Here is an 18,661-nt window from a genome sequence, read left to right on the forward strand (position 1 = left end):
CTTGACGGCTCTCACGTATCGCACGCCGACACCAAAACCCTGTGACCCTTGCTGGGTGCTGCTTTGGGGGAACATTTAAGGATTAAAAATAACCAACAGACTCGCTGTGAGTCACCTAGATGATTATCATTCTCATTCACGCATTCATTCTCAATAAGCCTGTCAATAACTTACATTCTTTTTGAGGGGAAGAGGGGTGAAACGCTTTTCCTGTCAAGCTTTTGAGCTGCTTGTCACCCCTTCAGCCCCAGCACTTTGGTTGACCCCTCAGGACAAATTAACCGAACCTGTGCAGCTAGTAATCGTCAGAGTCAATTTACTGTCACTGGACGAGGTGGTTTACCTCAAAACCCCACAGATTTATTCAGTCCTGATTTGGTACAAGATGATTTTGGCACAGTGATAGCCAGGGAACAATATGAGGAAATAGAAAAACAAGCAGACGGGAATAATTCTTCTATTTCCCATCCTCCCAAACAGATTATCGAAGCCCAAGGTTGGATTATTGATGCCGAAGGAAATGTGGTGTTGACGGCTTATGTTCCTAATGGAACACCTCACGACGGTTGGCAAAATTCAGTCAATTGTCAGGTTACGGGAACGGCGTCCCAGTAGAGAGGTTCTATAGAACGTCTCTACAAATGATAAGATTGCTGATTCTTTCTTTAACCCACCTATTCGGGTATCGCATTCGTAATTATACAGCAGTTTGCGCTGCTATGCGGTACATTGTCGATCCCCCTAAATCCCCCTTAAAAAGGGGGACTTTGATCTACTGTACTTTATGGAGAGCGCAAAGCGCTGTAATAAAGTACAGTAGATTGATACACGAAATTTGATTAAATAGAATTACGGCAACCGTAGGGGCGCACTGACGTGCATTGGTGTCAACTTAAGCTCAACCCCTCACCCCCAGCCCCCTGACAGGTGTAGGTTTTTTATTTTATGGTTGGGACAAGACAAGGAGGACAAGGAAGGAAAGAAGACAAGGGGGAAAAACCGTACAGAATTCGGTTCGGTCAAACTAACTTCTAAAAGCCGAAACGCCCTATTTTTCGTTCTCACTCTTCCTTGTCTACGGTCGCTGAGCGAAGTCGAAGTGATGGTCTACCTGTCTTCCAAGTCTAGCCTAAACCCCCATCTTAAAAAACCTACCCTTGTGAGCCCCCAGCCCCTCTCCCACGCCGGGGAGAGGGGAGCAAGAGCATCCGATCCCCCTTCTCCCCACGGTGGGAGAAGGGGTTAGGGGATGAGGGGGAAAATGTTGAGGAGTAGATAGACACAGCTTAAAACCTTGCCAGCATTAACTTTCACCTCAAGTTGACACCAATGACTGAAGTGCGCCCGAAAGATCACCAATTTCAGTTAATAAATGGTGCGTTACGCTGCGCTAACACACCCTACGCCACTACAATTTTGCCATCATTTGGTGGGTTGAGAAGAGGGCGACCCAATCTAATTGAATAGACTAGTGTTGTTCATTGATGCAAGCGGGTCGCCCCTACAAAAATTGGAAATAATATCGAATTTGTTGAATTAATTCCCTTTATACCGGAAAAAAAATCTCTTGAAATCGTCTGCCTTCTGCATTATGAATTATTTCAATCTGAGGAAACCTGACGTAAATAAGAAAGTAAAGCTGCTATTTCTGGAGGAATGCCTGTAAATCGAATACCAAAATGATTTGGACTATCTACCGATTTTTCAACGACTTTCGCGTAAATATCCCCCAATCCTTTTGCTTTTTCTGTACCCATCACTAAATTAATCTTGAGATTACTCAACAATTCTAAAGACCGTTGGGTGTGAATTTCAGCACCATTCGCTGATAATTTTACGATTGTTCCTTGACAGAATTCCTGTCCTAAATGCTTTCCCGTTAAAACTATATACTGTATGGGTATTTTATTTTTCAGCACAACAAAATCTATTGCTGTTTTCGGCAAAAATAAATTAAACGTCCCGCCAATCCCACCAATTTCATAAACCGTAATCGGTTCAGTAAATCCTTTCGGATGAACGTGCAATTCCCCATCCACCCGAAGAATTGAACCCACCTGTTTGAGCAAATCCTGAGAAATTAAAACTTGTCCGCCAACGGTATAGGATTCAATCCGAGACGCTAAATTAACTGGACTCCCCATCACCGTATATTTTGCCCGTTTTTGTGAGCCAATATTCCCGGCTAACACCTCCCCCCCATGAATACCAATGCCCATTTCTAAAGGCGGTAAATTTAGGGTATTATTGTACTGATTAACCTCTGTCATCGCCAACTGCATCGCGATCCCACAAGCGATCGCGCGTTGAGAATCGTCCTCTCGCTCAATCGGCGCACCAAATATGATCAGCATCCCATCACCCATGAAATCATTAATCACACCCTGATACTGATCAACCACATCCGTCATCACTTGCAAATAATGGTTAATTACCCTCACCCCCATCTCCGGTGACACTCGCTCAGAAATTGCCGAAAATCCTCTTAAATCAGAAAATAGAACCGTAACCTGGTGGTTTTCTCCACCTAAGCGCAATCCTTGAGGCGTCTCCAGCAAATTCGCCACCACTGCATCAGTGACATAGCGACCAAAGATCTGGCGCATTTGACTCGCATTGTAAGCCACATACCCGATAATCGCGATCGCAGACCCGGTTAACCCCAGAATCGGCGGAACCACGGGAATCCACCACCCCTGCAAAAACGCCCAGTAACAGCCGCCAACCAAGCCACCGCCAACGAAAATAAGACTTACCACCTTAAAAGTCAAATTTCCCCGATAACGCTGTCTCCAGGTCAAAATTGCCCCGACTACCGTCCAAGCTATGATCCACAAAACCTCCCAGAGTTCCGACCAAACCTGAATCAGCGGACGCCCTTCTAACGCCGCACTCAGCATCTGACTCACGACATCAGCATGAATTTCCACCCCTGCTGCTTGATTCACCAATCCCCGACTAAAAGGTGTGAAAAAGTTATCGGCGACACTTTCACCCGTGATTCCTATTAAAATGACTTGCTCGCGTCCCCAATCGTTTGGTATTTTTCCCTCTAAAACATCCGTGAACGAAATCGACTGAAACCTTTGTCCGAGATTGCGAAAATTAGAGATGATCTGAAATCCACCTGCATCTGTCCGAACATAGCTCCCATCATGTTTATTGAAACGGTTAAAAATAGCTTGACCCAAGCGATACTGAGTTCCCGCCTCATCGACTTGCTCAAGTGTAATCCCTTCCGCCTCTAAATAGGTCAAAGCCAACATCGTACTAAAACTCGGAATAATGTCCCCAGATGGCGTTCCCAGAGACAGTAAACTTCGACGAACCTTACCATCACTATCTAACACCAAATCATTTGCCCCAATCTGACCCAATTCGTTTAGGATTGGCGGAGAATTAACGGCTGTTCCCTCAGCATCTCCGGCTACCTTCCGAATTCCAATCAAATTTGGTGTTGATTGAAAAACTTCGACCAATTCCTGATGCCCAGGTTCTACGGGCAAATCCCGATATAGATCCAACCCAATGGCTCTGGGCTGTTGTTGTTTGAGCCTATTTAGTAATTGGGCAAGTATCTGATCAGAGGGGGGCCAGTTGCCGAGTTTTTGGATATCTTGCTCATTAATTTCAACAATCACAATCCGTGAATCAATCGCTTCGGCTGGACGCCAACGAAAAAATTGATCCAGGGCGGCGAGTTCCAGTGCTTGCAGCCATCCCGCCCAACGTAACCCGATGACGATTCCGGCTACACTGGGAGCCGCAATGAACACACCCCGCCATTGCCAGAGTTGTTTTCTCAGTGTTGCCCACATAACCTCAATCGACCCCCGCAAAGAAACAGGTTTAGCTGTTATCTTATCCTCTCAGTAGTCGGATAAAATTATGAGACGAGAGAACGGGGAACAGGGAATGGGGAATGGGGAACAAGGAATAGAGAATGGCGCAATCCTTGTAGTGCGAGCATCTTGCTCGCTGCTAATACCCAATTTAAATGCATGACAGCTTACTGGACTGACACAGCTAAGATTGTGGAATAGATTGATGGTTAAATTGGGCGCACGTCGGTGCGCCCCTACAATTCTAATCCACCAAATTAGGTGTGCCACGCCACTACTCTACCGCTACTCACCCTTCAGGTTTTCCTATGCGAGTACGAGAAGGCTTCGTCTACAATTTAACCTAATCAAGTGCGACTAAACTGATGCCAATCAACCAACACGAAACCCAAATTCCCCTACACCTGTGGACAGTTGAAGACTATCACCGGATGGCAGAAGTGGGCATTTTATCACCCGATCAACCCGTCGAATTAATAGCCGGACAGATTATCCGCAAAATGAGTCCCCAAGGAACACCCCATGCGACAGCCATTACCCTAACCCGATTGCTGTTAGAAGATAACTTAAGACAACAAGGGCTAGTCAGGACGCAACTTCCGGTAACATTAAGCGATCGCTCAGAACCTGAACCCGATGTGGCGGTGGTTATGCCCGATGTCTTACGCTACTTTGATCATCATCCTCACCCCTCAGAAATCTATCTGATTATTGAAGTTGCCGATAGAACACTCAATACAGACTGCGGTATCAAGGCAAAGGATTATGCCAACTCTGACATTCAAGAGTATTGGGTGCTAAACCTCAAGCAACGTCAACTGCACGTTTTTCGAGAACCGACTCCACAAGGGTATCAACGAGAGATAATCCTGGTGGAAAATGATCGGATTTCTCCATTACAGTTTCCGAATTTAAGCATCGACGTAGGGGTTTGGTTTCCAAACCCCTGTTTCCAAACCCCTGTTTCCAAACCCCTGTTTCCAAACCCCTGTTTCCAAACCCCTGTTTCCAAAACCCTGTTTCCAAACCCCTGGTGGTTCCCAAACCCCTACCTCGCGGTGAGGATGTCAAGAATAGGGTTAAACTAGGAAAACTGGCAGCAAATAGACTCTGCTAGCCGTTCATCCTACTCACACCCAACCTTTGTCCACGACGCGCGATCGCATTATGCCCACATTCTTATTAGAAGTCGGTACAGAAGAATTACCCGCAAATTTCGTCGAGAGTGCGATTAAACAATGGCAGTCGCGCCTGTCACAAAGCCTTGATGAACACCTGCTGACTCCTGAAAGTATCCAGGTGTATGGCACACCTCGCCGTCTAGCGGTACTGATTCAGGGATTACCCCGTCAACAACCCGATCGCGAAGAGGAAGTCAAGGGTCCACCTGTCAAAGCTGCGTTTAAAGACGGGAAACCCACCAAAGCCGCCGAAGGATTTGCCCGGAAACAGGGCGTTACCCTCGATGATCTCGAAATCCGAGAGACAAAGAAAGGGGAATTTGTCTTTGTTGTCAAGAAAATAATTGGTCGTTCGGCGATTGAAATTCTCCCCGAAGTCATCCCCCAATGGATTTTTGGCTTAGAAGGGAAGCGGTTTATGTGTTGGGGAGATGGAGACTTGAAGTTTTCTCGCCCAATTCGCTGGTTGGTGGCGCTGCTGGATGATACAGTGTTGCCGATTGAATTAGTCAATGGTTCCGAAACGATAAACAGCGATCGCACATCTCGTGGACACCGTATCTTACACCCCGAATCCGTAACCCTTGCCAAAGCTGAGGACTATGTAAAATCCTTAGAATCAGCCTTTGTGATTGTAGAACGCGATCGCCGCAAACAAATCATCCAAGACCAAGTTCAGTCAGCCGCACAAAAACTCAAGGGTCATACCCTACTCTATGAGGAATTATGGGATGAAGTCACGGATTTAGTCGAATATCCCACCGCCATTGTCGGCAAATTTGATGCAGAATACTTAATCTTACCGCCAGAGGTGGTGAAAACCGTGATGGTAACCCATCAGCGCTATTTCCCCGTATTCAAGGATGAAACAGCGACTGAATTACTGCCTCATTTTATTACCTTGTCCAATGGTGATCCGGCAAAATCTGAGATTATCGCTGCCGGAAATGAACGAGTGATTCGCGCCCGTTTAGCGGATGGTGAGTATTTCTATAAAACAGACTTAGCCTCACCTCTAGAAAGTTCTTTACCCAAATTAGAAACCGTCACCTTCCAAGATGAATTAGGTTCCATGCGTCAGAAGGTGGGGCGCATCGAAAAAACAGCCTCACGGATTGCGGAGCAATTGGCGGTATCACAGACCCAATGGGATGATATTATTCGCGCCGCCGCCCTTTGTAAAGCGGATCTCGTCACCCAAATGGTCTACGAGTTTCCTGAATTACAGGGCGTAATCGGACAAAAGTATGCTTTAGCCAGTGGTGAATCTGAGGCGGTAGCTACGGCGATTTTTGAGCATTATTTACCCAGAGGGGCTGGGGACAAGTTACCGGAAACCTTAACAGGGCAAGTGGTAGGATTAGCCGATCGCTTGGATACATTGGTGAGTATCTTTGGCTTAGGCATGATTCCCACCGGTTCCTCTGACCCCTTTGCCTTGCGCCGTGCCGCGAATGCGGTGGTTAATATTACCTGGGAGGGGAATTTAGGGATTAATTTAGATCAGCTAGTGCAGAATATTTCTGCTGATTTTGTCGCCACCTATTCCGAGAAATTATCGCCCGTTGAAGCCTTGCAAGAGTTTTTCATCCAACGGATTCGCACCTTGTTGCAAGACGAACAGATGATTGATTATGACTTGGTGAATGCGGTTTTGGGTGAGAATGATCAGGAGTATACCCAACGGGCATTAAAAGACGTGTTAGATGTTCGCGATCGCGCTTTGTTCCTGCAAGGAATTCGGAAGAACGGCAAGCTGGATGAAATCTATGAAACGGTGAACCGTTCGGCACGATTATCGATGCAAGGAGACTTAGATTTCCAACAGTTAGATCCCAAAGCAGTTGTGCGTCCCGATCTGTTTGAAAAATCGAGTGAACCTGCCTTTTATGAAGCATTAGTTGCGCTAGTTCCCCGTACTCAAGCGGCACAACAAGAGCGCAATTACCAGCAAATTGTTGATGCATTGGCAGAGGTGACGCCAATTGTAAGTACGTTCTTTGATGATAAGGAAGCTGGGGTCATGGTGATGGACGAAAATCCAGAGATTCGGCGCAATCGGCTGAACCTATTGGGGTTACTGCGAAACCACGCACGGGTATTGGCAGATTTTGGCGCGATCGTCAAGTTGTAGAGACGTAGCATGCTACGTCTCTACAACCCAATTGGGTCATAAAATTCAGGCAACCGTTAAATCAACCTCGAAGGTGATATCATCATGATCTAAGTCACCGCCCCCAAATAAATCTTCAAAGCCAAACTTATTCTCACCCAGTAGACGGACATGATCTTTGCCATCAGGATTAGCGCCTAAATAGGCAAAGTAGGCAGTAGGATCAGCATAACCAAGGCGCTGATTATTTGGATTGGTTTCCAACCATTCTTCTGTTGTACCATTGGCGATAATGTAAGGTGCTAAAATGGTTCCTGCCTGGAATTCTGCTTCAAATATCCCGGTATTTCGGTTCAGGTCGCCAACCACTTGTTGAGCTAAAGCCGCTTCAGCATACCCTGCCTCATCTGGGCTAATCAGTTCACCCGTTACTTTATCTTTCACATCTCCTTGCTCATTTTCAACGGCATAAAAACCGACGGAATTGTCAAAGCCAGCATTACTCTCAATATTGAAAAACTTCGCGGATACCGAACTGGTTTGATCTTGCAAGTCAATGAGTTCGGGTTCTCCGTCAGTGATTAGAATGGAGTCATTTTGGGCAGGTGTAGTATCCTGATTATTGCCATCAAAACTCAAAGGTTCGTCTACGTCAGTCGTTTGATCAGCAACCGCTGCAACTAACTGGAGTTCATTATTGCTCACACTATTGCTGCCTGCTGTCGGAGTCAGTGTAGACCCGCCTGTTACCTCTGGATTGCCTGGTATCGGAGCGGTTTGTACGGCTTCCCCATTATCGATTAATTTTACCAATAGCGGGTTAAGCAGCTTGACTTTAGCTGTTATTTTCGTATCGTTAGGATTGGGATCTTCTGACTGAAAATTACCGCCCCCATCTTTGAAAACTTCGGCTGTGTGGTGGTTAATATTCCAACCATTGCCACCATTATAGGCAAAATTATCGGCAACCAGAGTATTTTTCAGGGTGGTATTTTTTACACCGCCAAAAAATCCTCCCCCCATAAACCCAGCGTAATTATTCGCAACAGTGGTGTTGCTGATTTTCTTAGATCCGGATGCACTCGGTAGCACTATCGCACCGCCTAAACCTTCTTTCCCATTTGCCGATTCGGCTCGATTCCCGTAGAATATGCTGTTGTCAATAGAGACAGGCGCATTCTCACCGAACCATGCTCCTCCTCCCTGATCCAAAGCTAGATTGTTGGCAAATGTAGTATTCTTGATGATTGCCTCACCCTTGCCATGGCGAAGTCCACCACCGATGGAATCGCCCTTAGCATCTTCAATCACCTGATTATTGATGATTGTACTATCCTCGATGATTACTTTGTCACCCTCATAAACATAGAGAAATAGTCCTCCACCTTGTCCCGCTCCTTTATTCCCATCAAAGCGACTGTTCCGAATCTTTATCGTGCCTTTCGTACTGTTATCATTAGTTGGCGAAGCTCCATCCGTATAAATTGCACCACCGTAACCTAATGGATTGGGTTGTATTGAACCACCTGATGTTGAGTCATTATTGATAAAGGTTGAGTCTTCAACTAATAGACTCCCTAAAACGGTATTAATCGCTCCACCATTAATTCCGGTGTTGTCAATAAACTCGCTACCTTTTACAGTAGTATAGCTTTCACTTTTAACCGCGATCGCACCGGCGCCACGGTCACTTTTACCTGATGGCTTATTTCCTGATGAACTATTGCCTTCAAATTGGCTATTGATGATCGTATTTGTACTGCGCCAACCCGCATAAATCGCGCCGCCTCCCACACCCTGGGCATGATTATTTTTAAATTCACTATTTTCTACTGTGAGTGTGGTGTAACTGTCTGTACGAATTGCTGCTCCTGCGCCATCTTCACCCTTCTGATTGGTTTTTCCGTTCACCAAAATCAAATTTCGCAGGGTAAACTCGGTGGAATTATAGCCGGCGTCTCGCTTGATATCAAAGATGCGGTGAGCGTTATTCCCATTGATCTTTAAACCCGAAGCATTAGACCCATCAATCGTTAGGTCTTTATCAACTTCGAGTTGACCACTGGTCAGTTTAATCGTCTTATTTTTCAGACGAGAGGCAAATTTAATTGTATCTCCTGACTGGGCTTGCGCGATCGCATCTCTTAAGGAACCTTGTCCGCTGTCTTTCCGGTTTTTAACGGTGAACATTTGTGACATTGTTTGCTCTCCAAGACTAGTTAACTAAAGTGCTACTTTGGAGCGTTTTATTCTTCGGCGAAATGGTTAGCAAACCCCTGATTCAGTAATCGTTGAATTTGCTGTATTTTTTTCTGACAGCAGGGTTTCAACGTAACATCGTGCTGTCTATTTGAATAGATTGTGATCACGATGTTCTCTACTTTGTTCTATTAATAGAGCCTTATTCGTGAATTAGGCAAGCGATTTAACAATACTTAATATTTGTTTTGGTTTTGTTTGATTGGTGAAACAATACTATGTGCTTTTGGTTTTTTAGGCTACAAAAAAACGTTTTATCAGAGTTAGACAACTGAGGTATTTTCTCTCAATAAAAAGAGATAAATTATCGATATAAATAGTAAAATAAGTTCTCTAGAGCGTCGGTCAAGTATTATGAGAAACCGGGTTTCTCGTGAGGATGACAACGAAATATCAAGCTTTCACCCAAAGAAACCCGGTTTCTTGACCGATGTCCTATAAAAATAGAATAATTGTTTCCAGGGAACCTAATTCAATTTATTTCGCGACTAAATACAGCCGTTACAAGTCATCCAGATCCAAAGGTTCTCGTATTTGTCGCTGGAATAACTGCTGTTGTAGCGATGGCGGTTGTCGCAACAGTTGTCGAATTTCTTGTTCGGCTTTCTGTTGCAAGTTTTCAGTCTCAGCCGATTCCAATTGCAAAAATAAATACAAAAGAGGCTGTTCTCGCTGAAGGCGTTGTTGAAATTGTCGGAGTTGTGCTGGGTTGGTGAGTTGATCAATACTGGAGGGAATTTGTTGCTCCGATAAGGGTTGTGCCTTGGTGGGTAGCGCCCAACTCAATAGGGTTAAACCCATTGCTGCTGCCAGAAGTTTAAAGGAAATGTTTGTAGTCAGCGCTTTAGCGCTTCTGGCACTAAAGTGCCTACTACGAACCCAGCCACTCATTTTAAGAGTCATGATGCAAAACCTTGTTTGATGTCAACGAAAATTATTCGATGACCTTAGACATTATATATGTAGAGAGGGTTCAAGGGAACGTCCCGACAAAATTTGTAGAGACGTAGCCAAATCCTAATTCATCGACGGCAATAAATCCTGATTTTCAGGCAGTTTCCCAGTTCGCAACCATTCATCCAATCCCTTGGGTGGCTGCATCTGTTCCAACTTTTCTAGAAGGGCTTGGGCTTCTAAGACTTCTTCTTGGAGCAACACTTGGGCGGTTTGTTCCAAAATTTCTCGATTATCGTCAAGAATCTGGAGTGCCATTTGGTGTGCGCCATCCACCATCGCTTTCACTTCTTGGTCAATCGCTTCGGCGACTTGGGGACTAACTGAACGACGCGGACTACCCATTCCAGCTAGGAACTGAGATTGGGGCTTGTCAAAGGCGATGGGTCCAAGTTTATCACTCATGCCATAGATGGTGACAAACCGTTCTGCCATATCAGTCGCCTTCTGGATGTCATCACTGGCACCTGTGGATACTTTGCCAAATACCAATTCTTCGGCTGAACGCCCCGCTAGCATAATCGCAATGCGACCGCGAATTTCATCTTCACCGACTAAAAAGCGCTCTTCTTCTGGGTGGACTGTAGAGACGTTGCATGCAACGTCTCTACATGGTAATTAGATTTAAGAACAAACCATCATCAGGTTATGCCCAACGCTCACGTCATTGGTCTGGGACGCTCCGGAATAGCCGCCGCACGACTCCTGAAACAGGAAGGGTGGACGGTAACAGTCAGTGATAGCAAAACGTCTGAATCTCTGCAACAGCAACAACAAGTCCTTAATGTTGAGGGAATTACGGTTAAACTGGGTTATTCGCTCACTCTTGGCGATGGGGATTTACCTGAACTGATTGTGGTGAGTCCTGGTGTTCCTTGGGATATCCCGGTTTTAATTGAAGCCAGGAATCGCGGGATTGATACAATTGGTGAGATGGAACTGGCTTGGCGTTATCTCAAGTCCTCTCCGTGGGTGGGGATTACGGGGACGAATGGTAAAACTACGACAACGGCTTTGATTGCGGCGATTTTTCAAGCGGCGGGTTTTCAGGCTCCCGCCTGCGGTAATATCGGCTATGCGGCTTGTGAACTGGCTCTGGCGCAGCCCTTAGAGACGTTGCATGCAACGTCTCTACAGGAGAAACTACCCCAATCCAAAATTGACTGGGTTATTGCAGAAGTTAGTAGTTATCAAATTGAGTCGTCACGGGATTTAGCGCCAACGATTGGGGTTTGGACAACGTTTACGCCGGATCACTTGAATCGCCACAAGACGCTGGAAAATTACTACACTATCAAAGCTGAGTTACTGTCGCGATCGCACGATCAAATCTTTAACGGGGATGACCCCTATTTGCGTCAGTTGGGGACAACCCATTGGTCAAAGGCGTATTGGACGAGTGTTAAGGGGCGTGACGCGACGCCTCGTCCCTGGGTGTATATTGAAAATGGCTGGGTGATGGTAGAATCGGAACCGATTGTTCCTGTGGATTCCTTGCGGATGGTGGGGAATCACAATCAGCAGAATTTACTCATGGCAGTCGCCGCCGCCCGGTTAGCTGGGATTGAGAAACAGGCGATTGTTGAGGCTATTACCAATTTTCCCGGTGTTCCTCATCGCTTAGAACATATTATCACCTGGCAGGGGATTGATTTTATTAATGATAGTAAAGCCACTAATTATGATGCGGCGCAGGTAGGATTAGCATCGGTTGATAGTCCGGTTATTTTAATTGCTGGGGGTGAAGCGAAAGCCGGAGAGGATACGCAATGGTTGAACATAATCCAAGGGAAAGCGGCGGCTGTTTTACTGATTGGTGAGGCGGCATCAAAATTTGCCCAACGCTTGCAGGAAGTTGGTTATTTCCGTTACGAAATTGTGGAAACACTGGCACGAGCGGTTCCTAGAGCAGCCGAATTAGCACAACAGGATAACGCGCCTGTGGTTTTGCTTTCACCGGCTTGTGCTAGTTTTGACCAATATCAAAGTTTTGAACATCGAGGGGATGATTTCCGTCAGCTCTGTTGGCAGAATTTTAGTCCTTAGTCAAGATGGATGTCAACATTGTCTGCTGTCCTTGACATGCTTCCATTAAATTAACTTCAATACGATGATAACGTTATGTGTGACTGGAGGAGCTAACTGAGGTCAAATCGCTGTCTGCCAAGGCTTTTAGAGTTTGCGATCGCTCTTTGTGTGAGAAATGCGGGTTTGGTGTTTTCGGTGATGAGTCGGCGTCAGTTAAAGCCTAAGGATTTTACGGAGAGTTTGGGGGCGTATCGGCTTTCAGATACGGGACGAAAAACGTTTTTAGAGGCGTTTGAGCGGAAAATGACGTCGGAGTTTAAGCATCCGGTGTTTGGGTATCAATGTACTTATCGCCGTGGGGTGGAGTTACAGGCGCGTCTGTTGAGTCGTCATTTACAGGAGGGGGTGGTGTATCCACCGTTGAGTCTTCGATGAAGAACCAGACGTTATTTTATCTGATTGTTTATGATTTGCCGGATAATAAGGCGGCGAATAAGCGGATTTTTGACGGGACGAAGCGGGGGCGAAAAACCCGGTTTGCCGTCAAAACGCTAGGAACCTTGACAATTAAAGATTTCAGCCGTTTTTAGGAAAGGGCGAAAAAAGCAAAATGTCCATTTCAGCTCCTGGATTCCGTCTGCCGTCAAAATTGGCTGTCAAAATTGGCTGTGGGAGTCCCGGCTAGAAAGGGTTTCAGAGGGCGGGGTTTCCTTATAATGAATCCCGGCAACGGGATTGAAACAATGAAAGGATTGAATACTTGGCAGCTAAACGTGGTTGTTTCCTTATAATGAATCCCGGCAACGGGATTGAAACTATGGAATTCGGTTGGCAGAAGATGAGCTTTTTTTGGTTTCCTATTAATGAATCCCGGCAACGGGATTGAAACATAAAGAGGCGCTAGAAGTGCCCTCAGTTGAATTCCGCTAGATTAGGGCACGGCAATGCCATGCCCCTACCCGATCAATTATCCCTGATGTAGGGGTACGATATTATCTCAAACTTAACTACTTAATGGGATTAAAATTCCATTTCGGGAAAGATGCGATCGCACGTTTTGCCAGGGCGATTGAAATTGTTGCAACACAGATGCAGTTTTCAAGCCGACATGATATTATGTACTAATCGGTTGAGGCGTTCGGAATAACTTTTCATCACATCGAGCGCAAACATGGGTGTTTCCTGAACCGCAAACAGGAATCGCTGCTGATCCAGAAATGCTAGGGTACAATCTGTTTTCGCGATCGCGCTATAGGTTCTGTCACCGACTCCAATCAATGTCCCTGTACCAAACACCTCACCCTTACCAATAGTTTCTACAATCTTACCATTGACCGAGATGTTCACTTCTCCTTCCAGGATGCCATACATATAGTTCGCTGGATCAGCTTCTTTGAAAATAACCTGATCGGCAGAAAATGTCTTAGGTTCAGCCTGTTTCTGTAAGATGCTGACTGTGTTTGCGGGTTCTAACATGGTCTGTATGCCAGATCATTTGATGTTTTGAGAATATACCGCAAGCGGACAAAAAACAAGATCTAGCCAAAGGCAGAAGACATGGTTTGTAGGGGCGGGTTTCACTATTATCGTTTCGGTTGTACCCAGATGTGACTCAACCCGCCCTGACGCAGGTTTATCAGGATGGGTTAAGTTGGTAGGGGCGGATTCCCACGAAGGTTGTCAAGGGTATTTCATCCCTCAACTCGCTTCTACCAACAAAGTCTGATACGCCGCCTCAATCCGTTCGACTTCCGATGACACATTTGTCTCTAATGTCTTCAACCGCTCTAATTCTGCCCCTTGATTAATCTCATGGGACTCTTTTTGAGCGATTAAATTATCCAACTCTGACTTGCGAGCATTAATATCATCATTCATCCGTTCCGTCACTTCTCGCTCATAGACATCAAAGCATTCTTTCACCGCATCGTGAATCGGTTGCCATTGTTCTTGGGCTACCTGAGGTAAATATTTCACTAACTCTTTCTTCGCCGCTTTCACCAACTCCTTCCGGGCTTGATCCGCTTGCACCACCCCAACACCTAAACCAAGTAATCCTAATCCTACGGGTCCTAAAACCGTTCCAGACACCGCTGTAATTATTGCGCCAACACCCATGACGGTAATAAAATTCAGGGCGATATTTTTCCAATCAAACCCGGCTCCTGCCATTGCCACCCCAGCAATATTTCCCCTGGCTAATGAAAAGAGTCCCGCCGCCCATTTTGCCCAAGCGGGAGCGTTATCTTCGGTTGTAGAACCAATCACTGGAGAAATTCTTTGTCCGGTTAACTTTTCGGTAATTTTATCGGTAACTTGGGTATAGGATGCGCCGTAACTAGCGGCACTTTTCGATAACTGCAAAAACGCACCATCCATCTCTTTTTCTGCAATCAAACTCCAAGCTGATAACTTATCATTCACATACCGCTCAAATGCCTGTTGTAATCCCGCTTCAAAGGCTTCCCGTTTGCCTTTTCGTAAAAAATCCATAAATCGCAAATCGGGCTGGTAGTTTATGAAATCGGCTTCAAAGGTATTCCCTAAATTTAAAGTGTATGTGCGGAAGGAATCAGCCACCGCTTTTGCCTTACTATCCCGTACCGATTTAATTTCATCTTGGAACTGCTGACAGATATCATTCAGCTTCTTGAATTCGGGTTCTACGGAATTAATCCGTTCTTTTAATTCCTTTACATCCTGTTCCAGCAAAGGAATTCGCCGTTCAATCGCTTCCCGAACATGACTATACCCTTGACGCGCCAAGGTTCTGGCTTGGCGGAATTCAGCCACGGCTCGTTCGCTGGTTAAAAATGTACTTAATGCGCCCAGAAACTCTGGAAATCCGGTTCCTTCCAGAGACGCTGTTGGCTGCTTGATTCGTAACCGCAGCGCTTTAATCGCCGAAATCTCAAATACTCGTTCATCATAAATATCATGCCCATCAACTTGACAGTAATCAGCTAAGTTGGCTCGAAATACACGCCGCACTTTATTTTCCGATTCTGCTAATTCTTCGGTATCATCCGGATCAATCAAACTTTCGCGAATCTGATCCCACGCATTAATTAAAAAGAAAACCGATAATCCTCGATCCTTAATGTAATTTTCTAAATAACGGCGTTCAGCCAAGGTACAAGGTTGGGTTGCCCGCAGTACAAATAAAATTGCATGGCAATTATTGATATATCCCAGAGATAACTCGTTCCGGGCTTCAGTATCATTAAGTCCAGGACTATCGACAATTTCTATACCTTTTTGTAATAACGGTAAGGGATAGTCTACGACAGCATAATCAACATTAGGGAATGCCTGTTTCTTCTGTTGTTCCAGTTGCTTTGCTTCGGCGGGGTCAATCGTGTAACGCCGCTTAAAACTTTTAAAGTCAATATCTTCCGGAGGTGTGCCATTATTAAAATGAACGGTAACTTTTTTTTCTGCCCCATACCGCAAAACGGTTAATAAGGCGGTACAGGGATTCACATCGGAGGGTAATAAATTCTCACCAATTAAGGCATTCAGAAACGTACTTTTGCCCCGTTTCATATCGCCTAAAACCAGTAATCTGAATACACCTTGTTGTAAATTTTTACTGGCTCGACTTAAATCATCAATATCCCGTTCTAACCCCAAACCGCCAGAGGTATCCTTTCCCATGGTTTCCCCTTGTTCCAGGGTTTGGGCGATTTCAGCCAGACTGGTGGCAACTTGCGATCGCACTCTGGCAACTCGCTCTAAATTATTCAGGAAACTGTCTGTTTCAATTTTGTAACTCATTGTTTGTTTATTCCTTAACTATGTTTATACCAAGTTGTCCGAGAGAAGGGCGGGTTTAGTCAAGTTATCGGTTTTTGGCAAAACGTTATCGGTAAAACCCGCCCCTACAACCGATAAAACGAGGTGGGTATTGCCCACCCTACAATGCGTTTCAGTTTAACCCGGTACTAATAATAACTCCTCATATACAGATTCAACCTGCCGACATTCAGCTAAAATATCAGCATCTAAACCTCTCAACCGTTTTAACTCAGTTTGGCGATTAATCTCACGAGATTCTTTTTGCTCCAGCAAGTTATCTAACTCGGCTTGACGGGATTTAATATCATCATTAAGGCGTTGAATTACTTCCCGTTCATACGTATCAAAACAATCTTTCACCGCTTGACGAATCGGTTCTTGTTGTTCCTGACTCAGTTGCGGTAAATATTTCACAAACTCTTTTTTCGTCGCTTTAATCACTTCTTGGCGGGCTTGTTCGGCTTGCAGTGCGCCCACACCCAAACCCATCAACGCTAATCCAATGGGATTCCAAAACGTCAGCCCCGTAAAAATCAATAAAAAGCTGCTAATTCCAATTACCGCTAACCAATTAACCAGGATATTTTGCCAAGTAAACCCAGCCGCCGCTAACGCCACACCCGCCACATTTCCTGACGCTAAGGAGAAAAACCCCATCGCCCATTTTGCCCAAGTAGGTGACTCTTCCCCTGCATCAACCCGAACGCCTGACGGTATCGTTTGTCCAATTAATTTCTCAGTCATGGAATCAACAATTTGATTATAAGTTGCACCGTAGTTAGCGGCACTTTGGGCAAGTTGGGCAAACCCCTCTTGTAAATACTCCTCCGCCGTGCGTTCCCACTCGGCTAATTTATCCTGAATATACTGCTCAAACGCTTGCTTTAATGCCGCATTAAACGCCTCCCGTCTCTCCGTTTGTAAGAATTCCAGAAAGTCAATTGTCGGCTGATAGCGTAAGAAATCAGATTCAAATGTCTTTTCTAAGTTCAGCACATAAGTGCGAAAGGAATCCGCCACTGCTTTGACTTTTGTATCCCGCATCGTCCGAATTTCATCCTGGAATTGATCTCGGATTTGGGTCAATTGCTCAAACTCCGGTTCAACCCCATGAATCCGTTGTTTTAATTCTTCAATATCTTGGTCGAGTAACGGAATTCGTCGTTCAATCGCTTCGTGAGTGCGGCTATAAACTTGACGCGCCAACGTTCTCGCTTGGCGTAATTGTGCCACGGCGCGTTCTTGGGTCAAAAAGGTATTCAGCGCCCCTAAAAATGCTGGTAATCCTGTTCCTTCTAGGGACGCTTCTGAATCTTTTACCCGCCGCCGCAAGGCTTCCAGAGAGGAAATCTCAAACACTCGTTCATCATAGCGATTTTGTCCATCTTTTTGACAGTAGTCAGCCAGATAGGTTTGGAATACGGTGCGTAACCGATTTTGTGCTGCTTCAAGTTCATCGGGATCATCCGGATCAATCAATCCTTTGCCGATTTCATCCCAAGCATTAATTAGAAAGAAAACCGTTAATCCGCGCCCTTTAATGTAATTTTCTAAATAGCGCCGTTCTTCCAATGTACAAGGCTGCATTGCCCGGAATAAAAACAAGATAGCGTGGCAGTTGTGGATATAGTTGAGTGATAATTCATTCCGGGCTTCGGTATCGTTCAGCCCTGGACTATCCACAATTTCAATCCCTTTTTCTAAGAGGGGTAAGGGGTATTCGACAACGGCATAGTCAACGTCGGGAAATGCCGAACTTTTCTCGGCTTCGAGGCGTTTGGCTTCGGCGGGATCGATGGTATAGTTTTGCTTAAAACTGGCAAAATCGAGGGATTCTGGCGGTTTATCCCCTTTAAAGTAAACCGTGACCTTTTTTTGAGTTCCGTAGCGCAAAACTGTCAGCAGCGCTGTACAAGGATTCACATCGGCTGGCAATAGGTTCTCACCAATTAAGGCATTGAGAAACGTACTCTTACCTCGTTTCAAGTCTCCCAATACCAGCAGCCGAAATAAACCCTTCTGCAAATTGTCGCTGGCAATGCGGATATCTTCGCTTTCCCGTTCTAGACTCAATTTACCGGAGGTTTCTTCAGCGTCCAATTCGGCTTGATTTAGCCGTTTGGCAATTTGACTCAGATGCGTCGCCGCTTGATGGCGCACTCTCACCACTCGCTCCAAATCCCTGAGGAAGCTGGTATTATCCACGGTATAGCTCATAGTTTTTTCTGATTCACGCTTTGGGTGAGATGAAGGAAGGTTTGAGTTTGTAGGGGCGGGTTTGACCGATAACGTTCAGGAGAAAACCTCTAACTTAACTAAACCCGCCCCGATCAAATGCAAGAGTTAACTCCCCTGTTCCCTGTTCCCTGTTCCCTGTTCCCTGTTCCCTGTTCCCTGTTCCCTGTTCCCTGTTCCCTGTTCCCTGTTCCCTGTTCCCTGTTCCCTGTTCCCTGTTCCCTGTTCCCTGTTCCCTGTTCCCTGTTCCC

At 45.5% G+C, this 18,661-nt stretch carries 11 protein-coding genes and 2 pseudogenes; 6 read left to right on the top strand and 7 right to left on the bottom strand.

From position 1 onward, the window contains the following. Window positions 1-255 precede the first annotated feature (255 nt). Window positions 256-615: a hypothetical protein gene (locus RIB93_RS10510; protein WP_446372734.1), complete on the top strand. Its 360-nt coding sequence runs from the start codon at window positions 256-258 to the stop codon at window positions 613-615. Window positions 616-1,601: 986 nt separating this feature from the next. Here the strand turns inward: RIB93_RS10510 and RIB93_RS10515 are convergent. Further along, window positions 1,602-3,818, bottom strand: coding sequence for a CHASE2 domain-containing protein (locus RIB93_RS10515; protein ID WP_446372735.1), 2,217 nt, complete (start codon window positions 3,816-3,818; stop codon window positions 1,602-1,604). 389 nt (window positions 3,819-4,207) lie between these two features. Here RIB93_RS10515 and RIB93_RS10520 point away from each other — a divergent pair, with 389 nt between their 5' ends. Continuing rightward, window positions 4,208-4,930, top strand: a complete 723-nt coding sequence (locus RIB93_RS10520) for a Uma2 family endonuclease (protein WP_446372736.1) — start codon at window positions 4,208-4,210, stop codon at window positions 4,928-4,930. Window positions 4,931-5,009: 79 nt separating this feature from the next. Beyond that, window positions 5,010-7,157 (top strand): glycine--tRNA ligase subunit beta, encoded by a 2,148-nt coding sequence (gene glyS / locus RIB93_RS10525; RefSeq protein ID WP_446372737.1) that lies wholly within the window; start codon window positions 5,010-5,012, stop codon window positions 7,155-7,157. A gap of 45 nt (window positions 7,158-7,202) precedes the next feature. On the opposite strand, the gene RIB93_RS10530 is transcribed toward glyS, so the two are convergent. The 3 genes and pseudogenes from RIB93_RS10530 to RIB93_RS10540 all read right to left on the bottom strand — a co-directional run. Beyond that, window positions 7,203-9,335: a DUF4114 domain-containing protein gene (locus tag RIB93_RS10530; protein ID WP_446372738.1), complete on the bottom strand. Its 2,133-nt coding sequence runs from the start codon at window positions 9,333-9,335 to the stop codon at window positions 7,203-7,205. A gap of 561 nt (window positions 9,336-9,896) precedes the next feature. After that, complete coding sequence (locus RIB93_RS10535; protein ID WP_446372739.1) at window positions 9,897-10,298, bottom strand: hypothetical protein; 402 nt, start codon at window positions 10,296-10,298, stop codon at window positions 9,897-9,899. 114 nt (window positions 10,299-10,412) lie between these two features. Continuing rightward, window positions 10,413-10,937 (bottom strand): annotated as a pseudogene (locus RIB93_RS10540) (ATP-dependent zinc metalloprotease FtsH); the annotation flags it as partial. Window positions 10,938-10,997: 60 nt separating this feature from the next. Here RIB93_RS10540 and murD point away from each other — a divergent pair. From murD to RIB93_RS10555, 3 genes and pseudogenes are all read left to right on the top strand, one after another. Further along, entirely contained in the window at window positions 10,998-12,395 is a 1,398-nt protein-coding gene (gene murD / locus RIB93_RS10545) for a UDP-N-acetylmuramoyl-L-alanine--D-glutamate ligase (RefSeq protein WP_446372740.1), read from the top strand. 165 nt (window positions 12,396-12,560) lie between these two features. Further along, window positions 12,561-12,812: pseudogene (locus RIB93_RS10550) on the top strand (CRISPR-associated endonuclease Cas1); the annotation flags it as partial. Continuing rightward, window positions 12,809-12,967, top strand: coding sequence for a hypothetical protein (locus RIB93_RS10555; protein ID WP_446372741.1), 159 nt, complete (start codon window positions 12,809-12,811; stop codon window positions 12,965-12,967). The pseudogene RIB93_RS10550 and the gene RIB93_RS10555, both read left to right, overlap by 4 nt. A gap of 508 nt (window positions 12,968-13,475) precedes the next feature. Here the strand turns inward: RIB93_RS10555 and RIB93_RS10560 are convergent. From RIB93_RS10560 to RIB93_RS10570, 3 genes are all read right to left on the bottom strand, one after another. Beyond that, entirely contained in the window at window positions 13,476-13,853 is a 378-nt protein-coding gene (locus RIB93_RS10560) for a cyclic nucleotide-binding domain-containing protein (protein WP_446372742.1), read from the bottom strand. A gap of 222 nt (window positions 13,854-14,075) precedes the next feature. Beyond that, a complete protein-coding gene (locus RIB93_RS10565) occupies window positions 14,076-16,154 on the bottom strand; it encodes a dynamin family protein (protein ID WP_446372743.1) in 2,079 nt (692 codons plus the stop codon). Window positions 16,155-16,310: 156 nt separating this feature from the next. Further along, window positions 16,311-18,392, bottom strand: coding sequence for a dynamin family protein (locus tag RIB93_RS10570; protein WP_446372744.1), 2,082 nt, complete (start codon window positions 18,390-18,392; stop codon window positions 16,311-16,313). Window positions 18,393-18,661 lie beyond the last annotated feature (269 nt).

Source organism: Coleofasciculus sp. D1-CHI-01, assembly GCF_040218875.1.
GTDB lineage: Bacteria > Cyanobacteriota > Cyanobacteriia > Cyanobacteriales > Coleofasciculaceae > Coleofasciculus.